General features: G+C 27.6%; 18 protein-coding genes. 8 read left to right on the top strand and 10 right to left on the bottom strand.

Annotated features, from left to right (window positions below; translation table 11 throughout):
- Positions 1-196 precede the first annotated feature (196 nt).
- From ABDZ93_RS02220 to ABDZ93_RS02235, 4 genes are all read right to left on the bottom strand, one after another.
- Positions 197-1,084 (bottom strand): MurR/RpiR family transcriptional regulator, encoded by an 888-nt coding sequence (locus ABDZ93_RS02220; protein WP_343823226.1) that lies wholly within the window; start codon positions 1,082-1,084, stop codon positions 197-199.
- A gap of 206 nt (positions 1,085-1,290) precedes the next feature.
- Complete coding sequence (mnmM, locus tag ABDZ93_RS02225; RefSeq protein WP_343823228.1) at positions 1,291-1,842, bottom strand: tRNA 5-(aminomethyl)-2-thiouridylate-methyltransferase MnmM; 552 nt, start codon at positions 1,840-1,842, stop codon at positions 1,291-1,293.
- The gene (locus ABDZ93_RS02230; RefSeq protein WP_343823230.1) at positions 1,835-2,563 is read right to left on the bottom strand and encodes a pseudouridine synthase; all 729 of its coding nucleotides are present in this window, start codon (positions 2,561-2,563) and stop codon (positions 1,835-1,837) included. The genes mnmM and ABDZ93_RS02230 overlap by 8 nt, the downstream gene beginning before the upstream one ends.
- A gap of 136 nt (positions 2,564-2,699) precedes the next feature.
- Complete coding sequence (locus ABDZ93_RS02235) at positions 2,700-2,852, bottom strand: hypothetical protein (protein ID WP_343823232.1); 153 nt, start codon at positions 2,850-2,852, stop codon at positions 2,700-2,702.
- Between the two features lie 189 nt (positions 2,853-3,041).
- Here ABDZ93_RS02235 and ABDZ93_RS02240 point away from each other — a divergent pair, with 189 nt between their 5' ends.
- Positions 3,042-4,145 carry an iron-containing alcohol dehydrogenase family protein gene (locus ABDZ93_RS02240; protein ID WP_343823234.1) on the top strand — a complete coding sequence of 368 codons (1,104 nt, stop codon included), beginning with the start codon at positions 3,042-3,044 and terminating at the stop codon, positions 4,143-4,145.
- Between the two features lie 90 nt (positions 4,146-4,235).
- On the opposite strand, the gene ABDZ93_RS02245 is transcribed toward ABDZ93_RS02240, so the two are convergent.
- On the bottom strand, positions 4,236-4,814 hold the full coding sequence (locus ABDZ93_RS02245) for an N-acetylmuramoyl-L-alanine amidase (RefSeq protein ID WP_343823236.1): 579 nt from the start codon (positions 4,812-4,814) through the stop codon (positions 4,236-4,238).
- 109 nt (positions 4,815-4,923) lie between these two features.
- The gene (locus ABDZ93_RS02250) at positions 4,924-5,298 is read right to left on the bottom strand and encodes a PadR family transcriptional regulator (RefSeq protein WP_343823238.1); all 375 of its coding nucleotides are present in this window, start codon (positions 5,296-5,298) and stop codon (positions 4,924-4,926) included.
- Between the two features lie 227 nt (positions 5,299-5,525).
- Between ABDZ93_RS02250 and ABDZ93_RS02255 the strand changes: the two genes are divergently transcribed.
- The 4 genes from ABDZ93_RS02255 (at position 5,526) to ABDZ93_RS02270 (ending at position 9,454) form a co-directional block, all read left to right on the top strand.
- Positions 5,526-6,359, top strand: coding sequence for a PHP domain-containing protein (locus ABDZ93_RS02255; RefSeq protein ID WP_343823239.1), 834 nt, complete (start codon positions 5,526-5,528; stop codon positions 6,357-6,359).
- Positions 6,360-6,404: 45 nt separating this feature from the next.
- Complete coding sequence (locus ABDZ93_RS02260) at positions 6,405-6,722, top strand: DUF1540 domain-containing protein (RefSeq protein ID WP_343823240.1); 318 nt, start codon at positions 6,405-6,407, stop codon at positions 6,720-6,722.
- 359 nt (positions 6,723-7,081) lie between these two features.
- Positions 7,082-8,446 carry a YjiH family protein gene (locus ABDZ93_RS02265; RefSeq protein WP_343824503.1) on the top strand — a complete coding sequence of 455 codons (1,365 nt, stop codon included), beginning with the start codon at positions 7,082-7,084 and terminating at the stop codon, positions 8,444-8,446.
- A gap of 243 nt (positions 8,447-8,689) precedes the next feature.
- Complete coding sequence (locus ABDZ93_RS02270) at positions 8,690-9,454, top strand: prolyl oligopeptidase family serine peptidase (RefSeq protein ID WP_343823242.1); 765 nt, start codon at positions 8,690-8,692, stop codon at positions 9,452-9,454.
- Positions 9,455-9,598: 144 nt separating this feature from the next.
- Here the strand turns inward: ABDZ93_RS02270 and ABDZ93_RS02275 are convergent, their stop codons facing one another.
- The gene (locus tag ABDZ93_RS02275; protein WP_343823244.1) at positions 9,599-9,772 is read right to left on the bottom strand and encodes a hypothetical protein; all 174 of its coding nucleotides are present in this window, start codon (positions 9,770-9,772) and stop codon (positions 9,599-9,601) included.
- A 186-nt stretch (positions 9,773-9,958) separates the two neighbouring features.
- On the opposite strand from ABDZ93_RS02275, the gene ABDZ93_RS02280 reads away from it, so the two are divergent.
- Together ABDZ93_RS02280 and ABDZ93_RS02285 are read left to right on the top strand one after the other, a co-directional pair.
- Positions 9,959-10,678, top strand: a complete 720-nt coding sequence (locus ABDZ93_RS02280) for a lysophospholipid acyltransferase family protein (protein WP_343823246.1) — start codon at positions 9,959-9,961, stop codon at positions 10,676-10,678.
- A gap of 128 nt (positions 10,679-10,806) precedes the next feature.
- Positions 10,807-11,052, top strand: a complete 246-nt coding sequence (locus tag ABDZ93_RS02285; protein ID WP_343823248.1) for a TIGR03905 family TSCPD domain-containing protein — start codon at positions 10,807-10,809, stop codon at positions 11,050-11,052.
- Between the two features lie 36 nt (positions 11,053-11,088).
- Here ABDZ93_RS02285 and ABDZ93_RS02290 read toward each other — a convergent pair whose 3' ends face one another.
- Complete coding sequence (locus tag ABDZ93_RS02290; protein WP_343823250.1) at positions 11,089-12,642, bottom strand: methyl-accepting chemotaxis protein; 1,554 nt, start codon at positions 12,640-12,642, stop codon at positions 11,089-11,091.
- Between the two features lie 79 nt (positions 12,643-12,721).
- Positions 12,722-13,510 carry an SDR family NAD(P)-dependent oxidoreductase gene (locus ABDZ93_RS02295; RefSeq protein WP_343823252.1) on the bottom strand — a complete coding sequence of 263 codons (789 nt, stop codon included), beginning with the start codon at positions 13,508-13,510 and terminating at the stop codon, positions 12,722-12,724.
- A gap of 253 nt (positions 13,511-13,763) precedes the next feature.
- Between ABDZ93_RS02295 and ABDZ93_RS02300 the strand changes: the two genes are divergently transcribed.
- A complete protein-coding gene (locus tag ABDZ93_RS02300; protein ID WP_343823254.1) occupies positions 13,764-14,399 on the top strand; it encodes a DNA-3-methyladenine glycosylase in 636 nt (211 codons plus the stop codon).
- Positions 14,400-14,437: 38 nt separating this feature from the next.
- On the opposite strand, the gene gltX is transcribed toward ABDZ93_RS02300, so the two are convergent.
- Positions 14,438-16,093 (bottom strand): glutamate--tRNA ligase, encoded by a 1,656-nt coding sequence (gene gltX / locus ABDZ93_RS02305; RefSeq protein WP_343823256.1) that lies wholly within the window; start codon positions 16,091-16,093, stop codon positions 14,438-14,440.
- Positions 16,094-16,188: the final 95 nt, after the last annotated feature.

Genomic DNA, 16,188 nt, shown 5'->3' on the forward strand with positions numbered 1-16,188 from the left:
CTTTTTGTATGAAAACACACTCAAGTAAATCTTTACATGTAATATATATTCTATGTAATCGTTTTTTTTCCTTCTTTTTTAAAACATTTTAACAGATTTGTTGCAATATTTAAAAACGATTACATACCTTTATTTACATAATAGAATACTTTTGCCTATAAATCAACATAATTTTATAAAAATTTAGACAGAAAAATTAAAACTTATTAATATCCTTATTTGTTTTGTAAGAATAAATTTGATATTCTTGCCATACTTGCTCAAGATCTGTGAAGGTTTTAGATATTTTATCTTTTTCTTTTAAACCTACAGCTATAATAAGAGCATTTATAACACTTAATGGAGCCACTAAAGAATCAACAAAGGAAGCCATATTACTTTCAGCAATTAGAACATAGTCAGCCTTAGTTGCTAAAGGAGATAAAACACTATCTGTAATTGCAACAACATCAGCTCCCCTTGATTTAGCATAATTAAGAGTTTCAACAGTTCTCATAGCATAACGTGGGAAACCTATACCAATCACACAGTCTCCTTCCCCTAAAGTTAGCATCTGTTCAAAAATATCACTCATTCCGTAAGATACGATTTTTACATTGTCTAATATTAAATTTAAATAAAAACCTAAAAAGTCTGCCAACGCAGCTGAACTTCTTAACCCTACAATATATATTTTCTTAGAGTTCAATATACTATTTACTGTACTTTCAAAAGCTTCATAATTTATTTTTTCCATAGTTGCTCTAATATTTTCTATATCAGATTTCAATACTCCTTTTAAAGCGTTATTAGGAATAATAAAGTCGTTAGACAATTCTATTCTTTGAGCTGTGGTAAGTTTGTTTTTTATAAGTTCTTGCAATGCCTTCTGGAGTTCAGGATACCCTTCATAACCTAATTGATTAGCAAATCTAACTACTGTTGACTCACTAACACCAACACTTGCTCCAAGCTTCGCAGCAGTCATAAATGCGGCTTTATCATAGTGCTTTAAAATATATTCAGCTATAAGCTTTTGCCCTTTACTTAACCTTGAAAATTTAGTTTGTATCATTCTCATTAAATCAGTACTATTATTTTCCATAACTTAACTCCTTTTAAAAGATTATAAAGTATATAATTCATTTTACTGAAAAATGAATTATATACTTCATATTAACACATGATTGATTATCCTTCAACAAAAAACTTCTATGAATATAATTTTTATGAATTCTTTCCATCCAAGAGATAATTATAAACTTATAACACAGTTTAAAAATCTACATTAAGCATTGAAAAATCACAGTTTTAAGGATATTTTTTCTTTTCAATAACTAACAAGTACGGAGCCCTTTCACTCCTATTTATAACTTTATGAATCATTACTCCATACTTATCTTTAGGTAGAGAACTTGCATATTTTAATATCTCTTCACTTTCATGAAGACCTTCATTATGACCAATGTAAACTGATATAATGGCAAAACCTCCATTTTTTAATATTTTTAAAGTCCCTTTAATACTTTTTAGTGTTGATTCAGCTTCTGTAGTTATAGATTTGTCGCCACCGGGAAGAAAACCTAAATTATATATAGCTACATCCACTTCTTCAGTAATATATTTTTCTATATTCTCATGAGAATCACAAATAAGTATTACATTATCTTTGTTCTTTTTCTTATATTCTTCTATTGCTACTGATTGAATATCAAAGGCATAAACTTTTTTAAAGCTCTCACTTAAAAAGTCACAATCTCCACCATTTCCTAAAGTCTCATCTATAGCTATATTTTTATCTTCCACAAAATTTTTAATTATATAGTGAGATAAATCTGTTATATTGCCCAAGTATTTAAACATTTTTATTTCCTCCATTCTTTAAGTACTGTATTTCTTTTTCACTTAAATATCTCCATTGACCTTCTTTTAACTCAGTATCTAATTTTATTTCTCCTATTGAAACTCTCTTCAAATTTATAACTGGATGTCCAATTGCTTCACACATTCTTCTGACTTGCCTATTTTTTCCCTCATGAATAGTTATAGCAACTTCACAACTATTTTTATACTTTTTTAACAACTTACATCCCCCAGGTGCAGTAATATAATCTCCAATATCAATTCCTTTTTCAAATTTATATATTTTATCTTCATTGATTATCCCTTTTACTATTGCTATATAAGTTTTATTAATAGAAACTCTTGGGTGCATTACATTGTTATAAACTTCACCATCATTAGTTAAAAGAATTAAGCCAGAAGTATCATAATCTAACCTTCCAATAGGATATATTCTTTCATCTACCTTGACAATATCCAATAAAGTTTTTCTACCCCTATCATCCTTTACAGATGATATATATCCTGTAGGTTTATTAAGAACTACATATATCTTTTTTTCTTCTGGTTTTATTACTTTATCATCTACTCTAACTTCATTAACTATAGAGTCAATTTTTATTCCTAATTCATTTGCTATATTTCCATCAACTTTAACTCTGCTAGACAATATTATTTCTTCACATTTTCTTCTAGAAGCAACACCACATCTAGCCATATATTTTTGTAATCTCTCTTCCATCTTAAACTTCCCTTCATAACTCTAATAAAATGAATTATAATTTTTATTAATGAAAAAATCAATCCAATTAAACAATAAACCGACAACTCTACATATTAATATTTTGTAGTGTTATCGGTTTATTTATAATCTAGACTTATTTTAACTGATTTAAGCGAGAGTTAGGTTGTTGTTCCATATATCCTGTTTTAGAATTTCTACTATCATTTGATTTGTCGTTCATAGAAGTTAGTTCACCATTCATCTTATTGGAAGACTTTTTAGGTTTATTTTCCTTATTCTTAGCCATAAAGCTCACCTCCCTATTAACTATTATTTTCAGAATTATTTTTAATATTCAATGATGATAGATTTTATTAATAAAAACTTATAATAAAGTTATATCTCTTAATCAATTGAGAAAATTTGTAATAGATGCTATATTAAAATATGATGAAAATTTTAATATGACAATTAAACTTTAAGGAGGAATAAATTTTTGAGTAATCCAATATTTTTTATGCCAACAAAGGTTATATGTGAAAAAAATGCAATATCAAATCATGGTAGTATAATGAATTCTTTAGGAAGTACCGCTTTAATAGTAACTGGGACACATTCTTCTAAAACTAATGGTTCTTTAAACCATGTTTTAAATTCTTTAAAAGAAAACAATATAGAATTTCATATTTTTGATGATGTAGAAGAAAATCCATCTACAAACACTATTAATAGAATTAAAAATTTTGGTCAAGGTAAAGATATCGATTTTATTATAGGAATAGGTGGAGGCTCCCCTATCGATGCATCTAAAGCTGCCGGAGTGCTTCTTTTAAATTCACAAGCCACAATTGAAGATTTATTTACGAATTCTGATCTTAATTCTCTTCCAATTGTTGCAGTTCCTACCACTGCTGGAACTGGAACTGAAACTACACCTTACTCTATATTAACAGATCATAAGATTAAAAATAAAAGAGGTATATCCCCTAAAATTTTCCCTGCAGTATCTTTTTTAGATGCTACTTATTTGATGGATACACCTAAAAATGTAACAATAAATACTTCTATAGATGCACTTTCACATTTAATAGAAGGATATTTATCTACTAATGCTAATTTCTTTAGCAATGCCCTTGCTGAAAATGGCTTAAATATATTTAGTGAATGTGTTTCACATATATCTTCAGAAAATATTTCCTTTGAAACACGTGAAAAATTGTTAATTGCATCCTCCATAGCAGGTATGGTAATTTCACAAAGTGGTACCTCTATTCCTCATGGAATGGGATATCCATTAACATATTATCATAATGTACCTCATGGTAAGGCTAATGGAATTCTTTTAAAAGAATATCTTGAAATATATGCAGATAATGCTAAGGATAAAGTAGATAAAATTATATCTTTATTGAATTTCTCAAGTATAGATGAGTTTGGAAACTTTATAGATGAAATATTTACAAAGGATTTAAAAATATCTCTTGATGAACTAAAAAATTACGCTTCCTATATGAGTTCTAATAAAGAGAAACTTAAAAATCATCCATATCCATTAAGCTATGAAGATATACTTAGTATTTATATAAAAAGCATGAAATAATATTAGACCCATTAGAATAAATATACTAATGGGTCTAACATTTTCTTCATTGATAGGTGTCAGTTTAATAGTTATCCTTGTAAAGCTTCCTTAATTAATATAAGTCAATTCTTCTATATCCTTATAATCAATATCTAACTGAGAAAGAATACCTTTTGCGATAGCTTTACCAAATTTTTTCTGATTTTCTATGGTGCTAATTATCTTATTATCTTCTTCATTATCTATAAAAGCACATTTAATAATAATTGCATCCATAACAGTATCTCTTATTAATGGAAGATAATCTCTTCTACTTTTATTCATCATATTATAAGTTTTAACTTGTGTCTGCCCAATGTTCATAATTTCACTACTAATTTTATTTGTAAGTTCTAGACCTTTACCATTATATATAGAATAAACTATTTCACCTCTATCTCCTCCACCTACATTGCAATGGATAGAAATAAAATAATCTGACATATTATTATTTGCCATAGTAGTTCTTTGAGAAAGTCCTAGATATTTATCAGTATCTCTTGTCATTTGAACTTCTATTCCATGTCTAAGTAGCTCTTTCTCACATTCTATGGCTATAGTTAGCGCTATATCTTTTTCTATCAGATCACCATAAACACCTCCTGGATCACTACCACCATGTCCAGGGTCTAAGGTTATCTTACACATAATTTAAAGCCTCCCATTAATTAATCTCTTCATATATAATATTCTTTTTAATTACATATGTGATTAATAATGATAATAAGCTCCTTATAATACTGTACACACTTTTCTATTATTTATTATAGATTTGACTTAAAACATTATTATAAATAGAAATATTATATTCTATGGCATGAAAATAATCTGACTTTATTCTTTTATAGTGTTCTATACCTTCATCAGTAATTTTATATAAACGTTTGTTTTTTCTATCAAAATCTTCCCATTTAGCTGTAAGATATAAATTCTCCTCCAAATCTCTAAGAAGTGGATACACTAAACCATTAGAAACTTTAGTAAAATTCTTATTTATATAATTTACTATTTCCAATCCATACTCTTCATTATTTTCATATATTAAATAATGTAATATATATAATTTTACAAGTTTTGTAGTATTTATTCTATTATCTAATGTCGCAATTCTTTTTCTTGTTTCACCTTTCATTTTTTCTCTCCTTTAAATTCATAAGTATTTTTTATTTTAGTTTTATTATATATATTTTTTTCAATTATGACAATTATTATTATGACATAATATATTACTGAATAGTTATCCTTATAAATTTTCTTTCAATTTATAGAATCTCCTTATATAGTATAAATAATACTAAACTTAAGATATACTAAATCTATATTATATATCTATTTACTGTACAAAGGAAGGAGATATTTATGAATATTATAGCAGAGTTTCACTGTCATACAACTGCATCAGATGGGAGGTTTTCCCCTTCTCAAGTAGTAAAAATGGCTAAAAATAAAAATGTTAGGCTTTTATCTATAACAGATCATGATACCACCGAAGGCATAGAAGAAGCTTTAATCAAGGCCAATGAAATTTCCCTTAATTTCATTCCTGGAATTGAATTAAGTTGTAATCATAATAGAGAAAGCATACATATCTTAGGATATTTTAGGGGAAATGATTATAAAGATAAAACCTTAATAGAATTCCTTAATAATTTGAAGAAAAACAGAGAAACTAGAGCTTTATCTATAGTTAAAAATTTAGATAAATATTTTAATATTAAAATAAATGTAAATGATATTTTAAAGATTAGTAATGGGGTTATAGCTAGACCTCATATAGCACAAGCCATAGTCAATGCTGGATATCCATATGATTTTCAGCATATATTCAACAAATTTATAGGTAATGATAGCCCTGCCTATGTTCCTAACAAACATATATCCATACAAGAAGGAATTAAACTTTTAAAAAAATATAATTGCATAGTAATTCTAGCACATCCTAAACTGATAAAAAAAACGCCTATTAAAGATATATTAAAGTATGATTTTCATGGTATTGAAGCACTATATTATCAGAACTTTAAAAGAGAAACTGACGAATTTATATCATTAGCTAAATCAAGAAATATGTTAATAACTTGTGGATCTGATTTTCACGGAATCTCTAAGGATGATACTAAACATGGTAACATTGGAGATATGTGTCTTAGTGAGGAAGATTTTAATAAGTTTATGATTATGTATAAAAATTAGAATAATTAGGTATACTAAGGTAAAATTGTTTTCGGAGGAGATAAAATGGTTTTACTTCAATGTTCAGTTCATAACTGTATAAATAACAATTCCAACTACTGTAATTTAAATCAAATAACCATTGGGGGTTCCAATACCTATCAACCTGATGGTACAAATTGTGAGAACTTTATAAACAAGTCAGGTGCATTAACAAACTCTATAAGCATAAATACTCCTTATTCCAATGTAAACTGTAGAGCTAAGAATTGTATCTATAATAAGAAACTTAAATGTACTGCAAACTCTATTGATATTTCTGGTTATACCTCATCTACAAATGAAGAAACTTTATGTTCCACCTTTCAATATAATACTAACTAAATATTTACCTTTAAACAAGTATAAGTGATTATACATTAAGTATAATTATTACTTATACTTGTTTTTTGTAATTAATACATTTATAATTATTCATTCCTATAACTCCAAAGATAAAATAGTATGTAACTTATAAATACTATTTTATATAAAACCAATTTAAAATTAATATATATTTATCCAATAATCCTAATACTAATTTTCACACATCTTTACATTTTTTTCAATAAATAAAGTAAATTTTTAAATTAAAATATAATAATTATGTATAATTATGTTGCATTATAGGGATAGCTTATGTATAATTATACATAAATTCGTTATAGAAAGGATGTATATAAGTGGAAAATCAAAATAGTAAAATATCTCTTTCAGCAAATAATAAAGATTATTCATATATATTAGCTGTAATTAAATTTGTTCTATTATCTTCTTTAGGTGTCTTCTTATTTATGATTCCAATCACCAAGGGACAAGATGTTGTTATACCTATTGCAACTTTATCAACCTATGTTCAAGATGCTCTCAGCCAATTACTTCCATACATAGTAACAGCCATAATAGTTGTGACCGCAACTTTTACAATAGTAACTAAAACATTTAAACCTAAATTTATTGTTAAAAATAATTTTTTAAATTCTCTTTTTAATGTAAATAATATCTGGTTTACTATCAGAGTCTTAGGTGGAATATTTATAATATGCACAATGCTTCAAATAGGTCCTAAAGCAATTTGGTCAGAAAATACAGGCGGAATGATCTTATCCGATTTACTCCCTATACTTTTTTCAGTATTTTTATTTGCTGGATTACTCCTACCTCTTCTTTTAAATTTCGGACTTTTAGAATTTGTAGGCGCTCTCCTAGTAAAAATAATGAGACCAATTTTTAATCTTCCTGGCTCAGCTGCAATAGATTGTATTGCTTCTTGGCTTGGAGATGGTACTATTGGTGTACTTTTAACTAGTAAGCAATACGTTGATGGGTATTATACTGAAAGAGAGGCCTGTGTAATTGGTACAACCTTCTCTTTAGTTTCAATAACTTTTAGTATAATTGTAATTGATACTGTTGGGCTTAGTCATATGTTTTTCCCATTCTATCTTTCAGTTACCTTTGCTGGTTTAGTAGCTGCTATATTAGTGCCTAAATTACCTCCACTATCAAGAAAAAAGGATATATACTATAATAATACAAATAACTCTATGGAAGACCTTCTTACTGAAGGATATACACCTTTTAAATTTGGGTTAGAAAAAGCTATAGATAAAGCTAAATCTTCATCCTTAAAAAAAGATGTATTTACTAAAGGAACATTAAATGTTATAGATATGTGGTTTGGAGTAATCCCTGTAGTCATGGCTGTAGGAACTATAGCACTAATGTTAGCGGAATATACACCATTATTTCAAATTCTTGGTTTACCCTTTATACCAATTTTAAAACTTCTTCAAATCCCTGAAGCTGCAGCAGCTTCTAGCACCTTAGTAGCTGGATTTGCAGACATGCTATTACCATCTATAATGTCAGGTGCAATTCAGAATGATATGACAAGATTTATTATAGCTGCCACTTCTATAACTCAGCTAATATATCTTTCAGAAGTGGGAGCTTTATTACTTGGATCTAAAATACCTGTTAATATAAAAGAATTATTCATTATATTTTTAGAAAGAACCTTAATAACTCTTCCTATAATCTCAATTATTGCTCACATTATATTCTAAATTAATTTCTAGTTTATAGTTCTATTTATCTAAAAGAAAAGCAGACCATATTTTGTTAATTCAATATGGTCTGCTTTTCTTTAATTGAAAGCATTTACCTATCCAATAATAGTAATGGTAAATATCTATTAAAGTTCAAATAACTTATGTATAATGTAATTTATAAGTAAAATAAAAAACACAAGTTTTTATTAAATAATATATAACTTTATAACTCTATGAAATCTTAAGGGAGGCATACCAATGTGGATTAATAATTTAATCAATTTTAAAAAAGTAAATATACAAAACATATCTACTCTTATAATTTATCCTAAGAATTTTACTGATAAACTTCCTGTAATATTCTTTTATCATGGATGGAGTTCTAATAAGGATGTGCATAAAAATCTAGGAAGTTTCTTAGCTTGTAATGGATATATGGTAGTTATACCTGATTCAATAAATCATGGTGACCGCGGAACCATAGATTATTGGCAAGGTGATAGTGGATTAACTAAGTTTTGGCCAACGGTGTTAAATTCTGTTAAGGAATTCAATTTAATTCTTGATTATATTAAATCTAACTACAACATAGATGAACAAAGAATTGGAGTTTCTGGTCATTCCATGGGAGGAATGATTACTTCTGGTATTATTGCTCATAATAAATGCATTAATGCTGGTGTAATAATGAATAGCTCTGGAGCATGGGTGGAAGCAACTTTAGAGATAGTTGGCGATCAGTATAAAGAAAATAAGGATTATATAGATAAACGTTTAAATGAACTATCTTCCTTTAGTCCTATTAATAATATTAATAATTTTAATAATATCCCCCTTCTTTTACTTCATGGCGATAAAGATGTTTTAGTACCAATAAAAAGTGAGATTGCATTCTTTAATGCAATAAAAGAACATTACCAAAACAAAGATTTAGTGGATATGAAAACCTATGACAGACTAAATCACTATATTACAGAGGCTATAGTTTGTGAAGCTCTTCAATGGTTTGATACCTATTTGTAAATAAAAATGAGTGGCATGGCCACTCATTTTTATCACTATATATCTAACTATATTTATACCATTTATTTTAATATATAATACATTTAATTCACATTCTATAATTTATAAATTCTTAAACTTAAATTTTATGTATACTTAACTGCACTATTTTTTGCCTTTTACCTTCATGATAGTTTTAGTAACCTTGTATCCAATTCCAATAGCTCCAATAACTACACCTACAACTAATGCTGAAGATAATTTTTCACTATGTTTTTCTAACTGTTCTAATTCAAGATTTTTAAATTTACTCTTTATGTCTATATCTTTTAAAGCCATAGATATCACCCTTTCTATACTTTCTTATATTGAATTATACCACTTTCTTCATGGGAATTGTTTAAACTTTTATTTAATTATATGCTAAAATTCTATATTATCCTTAATATAGAGTTTTTATTCTTTATTAAATTATAACTCTGTAATATAATTACTAATATACATTACTATGATGGAGGATTTATTATGTTAAGAACAATTATATGGTTTGGTCATTTTGCCATTAGTCTTTTAACCAAAATTGGACCAATGTATAAAGTTAATTCTTTAGAGAAACAAGGAAGAATTGAAGAAAAAGAAACTTATATACATAAAGTAACCTCAAAGTGGGCTATGTCCCAGCTTAAATATAGTGGAGCAACTGTATCTGTTTATGGAAAAGGAAATATTCCAAATAATATTCCTGTGGTATTTATTAGTAACCATCAAGGAAATTTTGATATTCCACTATTAATGAGTTATATTAATAAGCCTAAAGGTTTCATTGCTAAAATAGAAACTTTAAAAATACCACTAGTAAGAACTTGGATGCGATATATTCACTGTGTATTCATGGATAGAAGTAACCTTAGAAAATCTGCTTCTGCTATAATTGAAGGTGTAAAAATAATTAAAGAAGGACATTCACTAGTTATATTTCCAGAAGGTACTAGAAGTAAAGGTGGTCCTCTAGGTGAATTTAAATCTGGTAGTTTTAAATTAGCAACTAAGTCTAATGCACCCATTGTACCTATAACTATAAAGGGTTCCTATAAACTTATGGAAGCTAATAACAATAGAATTAAGGCTGCTAATGTAGAGTTATTTATTCATCCTCCTATTGAAACTAAAAATTTATCTAAAGAAGAACAAGAAAAACTTCCTGATATGGTTAAAGAAATAATAGCTAGTAAACTTCCTAATTAGCTTAAAACTTTTTAATTATTTCAAAATCATCTATTTAATTATAAAATAATCATTTGTTATTATTGAAATATTAACCATATTACAGTATTATCTAATAGTATGTTAGTTTGCATAGGAGGGCATAATAAATGAAATTTATTACTTCAGGAGTTTGTTCAAAGGAAATTAACTTTGACGTAGTTGATAATAAAATAAGAAATGTAAACTTTGTAAGAGGTTGTGACGGTAATCTATTAGGTATTGCTAGTTTAGTAGAAGGTATGGATATCGATGAAGTTATATTAAGACTCAAAGGAATCCATTGTGGTTTAAAAGATACTTCCTGCCCTGATCAATTAGCAAAAGCTTTAGAACTATTTAAAGCTAAAAATTAAAATAAAGCTATCTTAGTGATCTAAGATAGCTTTATTTTAATTTTTTTCTAATACTAAATCTCCCATTGCAATACCTACTACTTGTCCAATATGGTTTTTTATTGGTACTGAAAGAGCTATACAATATCCATCAGTATCAGAAGATATATAAGGTTCTGACTTATACATTAAGCCTTTAATGGCTTCTTTAAAGTACGGCCTATGAGAATAATTGCAATATAACTCTTCTCTACTTCCCTCTAGAGTTATTCCCTTAGTATCTCCATTTATATCCATAACTGAAATCAGATAAAAGAATGGATATTTATTTACAAACTCCTTTAGAGCTTTATTACACTTAGTTTCTTCTAAAGAAATTATTGCCCTCTCTTTTGCAATACTATTTAAAATATTCTTCGCATTATTTATATATTTTTCAGTATCTTCATCTAAAACATAATTTTGTGCAAAAGATGATATTACTAGCTTCATATCCTTATTCATATTTACTACTTCTTTAATATTATCTGATACACGCTTTACTACCTTAAATTGATCCTTAGAACTTTCTGCTGTATTTTGGACATGAATGGTAGTTTTAGAAACAAAACTAGAAATACTATTTATAGAGAGCTCTATATTTCTTAAATTTATGTTTTGTTCCTCAATAGCTTTATTTATTTCTTGTATAGATTTTAATGTATTCATACTCTCCTTAGATATAGATTGAAAATTTTCACTATTTTTCTTAGAGTATGAGATAGATTCTTTTATAACTGATAAGTCTTCCTCCATAATAGATCCAAATTCATAAATATCCTTTTGTACCTTATCTGTTATTTTTTGAATTTCATCAGCTTGTACAGATGACATTTCTGCCAATTTTCTTATTTCCTCAGCTACTACTGAAAACCCTCTCCCTGCTTCTCCTGCCCTCGCAGCTTCTATGGAAGCATTTAAAGATAGTAAATTAGTAGTACCGCTTATTTCTTTTACAGTATCAGATATATCTTGAATTTTTTGCGCACCAATTTCTAAGTCTTTTAACCTAAGAGATAGTTCCTTTTCCAAAGATAGTGATTTTTCCATCTTATTAATAAGTTTATCAAACTCACTCTTACTTTCACTTACGGATTCCATCATTGACATGGCTGTTTTTTCTACGCTATGAGAATTTCTAGCCATAGTTCCATGATTTAAAACAATATTTTCTATATCACTTCTAACAGATACAACTTTATCAACCTGACTGTTCATATCATCAGATATTGTGGTTATAGACTCTACGTTTTCAACTACATGTAATTCCATATTTTTCATATCTTCATCTAACACATTACAATTTATAAGTATTCTATCACTAATTTCTGTAGATTTTCCTATAAGTCTTCTAACTTTTACCATAAAATCATTGGAATACATAATTAGTTCTTTTATTATTTTAACTCTATTCTCCTTTAGTTTCTTTGTTAAATCACCTTGAGCAATTTTCCCCATTTCATTAGTTAGTCTTCCTATAGAGCTTTTAATTCTTCTATTAAATATAGAAACCATGATTAAAATTATAATAAGAATGAATATTATACCCCAAAATACACCGTGTGTTTTCAAATTTTTACCCCCCCATATGAAATTTAAACCATATAATATATAATTATACATTATTATCAATACATTTCATACAAAAATATTACTTATTAGATAAAATAGCTGAATTTTGAATATATCCCACGATTTTTCCTAATAATTTTCTGGGAAAAATTTTAGATATTCCTATAGCTATTTTATTTTTAATTCCAGGTATAATTATACCTCGTCCTTTCATAAACTCTTTATAACCTATTTCAGCTACTAATTTAGACGACATAGCTCCTCTTAATTCTCCTTTACCAGCTCTTTTATGAAAATCCGTTTTCGTAGTTCCTGGACAAAGTCCACTTACCTGAACATTATACTTTTTCAGTTCAATTGATAAAGCTTCTGTTAAAGACAATACATAAGCTTTTGATGCATAATATACTGCAGTATAAGGTCCCGGTTGATAAGCCCCCGTAGATGCTACATTAAGAATTTTTCCCTGTCCATTTTCAATCATATGATTAGAAATTAAATATGTAAGCTCCGTTAAAGCAACCATATTTGTTCGTATTACTAAACTATGATCCTCCATATTAATTTCATGAAAGAGACCACAATAACCCACCCCAGCATTATTTACCAGAATATCTATTTTTATATTTAAATTCATAATTTCATAAAAAACTGCATTACCACTATGAGATTTTGATAAATCTTTTTGAATTATAATTACTTCTACTCCATAAATCTTTGATAACTCATCTTTAATCCTATTTAACTCTTCAACTCTTCTAGCAACTAAAATTAGATTATAGTGATTTTTAGCAAATATTTTGCTAAGTTCATATCCAATTCCTGATGAAGCTCCAGTAATTAATACTGTTTCATTTTTATTTTCCACTTGTAAATCCTCCTAGTAAACTTTAGACTATATTAGTATAAGATAGTTTAAAGTATATTTTTTAATATAGATTAATAATGAAGATTTTATATTACTAGTTTAAATTTTAATTCAATCCATATAAAATTACTAGATACTTTATTTTTACAGGTTTAAAATTATATATATAACAAATAATATAAACATATTTAAACTAAACTATATACTATAAAAGATTAAATATTTTATTTGTAAAAATATATGGAGGATACTTATGAAATTAAATACTCTTTCTCTTGGCTTTTTTCAAAGAGATGCAAGAAAAGTTGCTGAAGATCTACTAGGTAAAATACTAGTAAGAAACTATATGGGATTTAAACTCACTGGAAGAATTGTAGAAACCGAGGCTTATGTGGGTAAAATTGATAAAGCTTCTCATGCCTATAATTATAAAAAAACTCATAGAACTGAACCTTTATTTAAAAGCGCTGGTATAGCTTATGTATATAAAATATATGGAATGTATAACTGCATGAATATAGTAACCGGTACTGAAGGTGATCCTCAAGGCGTCTTAATTCGTGCCATTGAACCAATAGATGGTATTGAAATTATGAGTGAAAATAGATTTAAAAAACCTTTCGCTGATCTTAAGTCCCGTGAAATATTTAATCTTACTTCCGGTCCTGGAAAACTATGTATAGCCTTTAATATAGACAAATCTTTAAATGCCCATTCCATATTTAGTGATGAGTTATCCTTATATGAAGATGATTTTAAAGACTTCAATATTGTATATTCTAAAAGGATAGGTATTGATTACGCTGAAGAGGCAAAAGACTTTCTTTGGAGATACTACATTAAGGATAATAAATATGTTTCAGTTATAGATAAAAAATCATCCCTATAAAATTATAGGGATGATTTTTTATCTATATATTTTTTAAATTATAATTGTATAAATTTATTGAATCTATTTTTAACTCTTTCTTCTCCCATTATTTGCATAATAGTATAAAGATCAGGTGTGTTATTTCTATGAGTTAATGCTGTTCTTACACATCCTGCTACATCTGAAACCATACCTTTATAATTCTCTGGATTTTTCTTAAAAGCTTTTCTATCTGTGGCATATCCTAATCCTACAGCTACTACTTTTAAATCTTCAAACCAAGTATCCTTATCTGTATTAAAGTTATATGCCTTAGCATAAGCTTCTATTACCCTTTTAGCTTCTGCTAAATCTATATTCTTAGGAAATTCTATTTCTTCTAAAGTACTCTTAAATAATTCATCAAAGAAGAAGAATATTTTTTCCTTAACATCACTCCACTTAGCGAAATCCTTTCTAGGTTTTGGTCCTTCTTTGTCAATATTAAATATTTCTTTACACATTGATTCATTTTTAGTTACTAGGTCATACATTTCCTTATCATAATCCTTAGCCCAATTTATATAGTAATCATATACTACATCAGCCTTTAACTTACAAATTACATTTTTACTTACGTCACTTAATTTTACAATATCAAATAAAGCACCACTTTTACTCATCTTATCTAGATATACTCTAAATTCATGATAATCAGATGATGGATTTTCTTCTCTCCACTCCTCAAAAGTAGAATTTATTATGTTAAGTAAATATTCTATAACAGATATCATAGGATATCCTTCTTCATCATAATAACTTACTGCACTTTCAGGATCTTTTCTCTTAGATAGTTTTCTTTTAGAATCTCCATCTAACTTCATTATTGTAGGAGTATGTGCATATTCAGGTCTATCAAATCCAAGAATATCAAAAAGTTGAATATGAATTGGAAGAGATGATAACCATTCTTCTCCCCTAATTACTGTAGTAGTTCCCATTAGCGAATCATCAATGGCATGAGCGAAATGATAAGTTGGAAGTCCATCAGATTTAATTATAACTATATCCTGATTGCTTTCTGGGAAAGAGATATCACCTTTAACTAAATCGTGAAACTCCACTCTGTTTTCTGGATTACCTGGAGATTTTAATCTTATAATATATTTTTCACCTTCACTTATTCTTTTTAAAGCTACTTCTGGAGATAAACTTCTACAGATTGCGTATTCTCCATAATATCCTGGAGTTAATTTTTCACTAATTTGTTTTTCTCTCAGTTGTTCTAAATCTTCTGAAGTACAAAAACATGGATAAGCAAGACCCTTGCTAATTAGATCTCTAGCAAAAGTTTTATATATCTCTTCTCTTTCGCTTTGTCTATAAGGCCCATACTCACCTTTAGATGTATTATCCCCTGTCATACCTTCTGTAAAATCTAGCCCAAACTTATGCATGGTATTTATAGTATCTTTAATAGCACCAGCCACTTCTCTTTTTTGATCTGTATCTTCGATTCTTAAATAAAAAACTCCTTCACCTTGAGTAGCTATTCTTTCATCTATTAATGCAGAAAATACTCCTCCTATATGCTGAAACCCTGTTGGACTTGGAGCATATCTAGTAACCTTTGCACCTTCTTTAAGGTTTCTCTTTGGGTACTTTGAAATATAATATTCTGGCTCCTTATCAATGTCAGGGAAAATTGTATTTGCTAATATTTCATAATTCATGTTATTCACCTTACCTTATATATTTATTAATTACCTCACAACTTAGCTTAATCCATCTAATACAACTTAGCCATTTATATAATATGAGATATATC

Source organism: Clostridium subterminale, from assembly GCF_039521425.1.
In the GTDB taxonomy this organism is placed as follows: domain Bacteria; phylum Bacillota; class Clostridia; order Clostridiales; family Clostridiaceae; genus Clostridium_J; species Clostridium_J subterminale.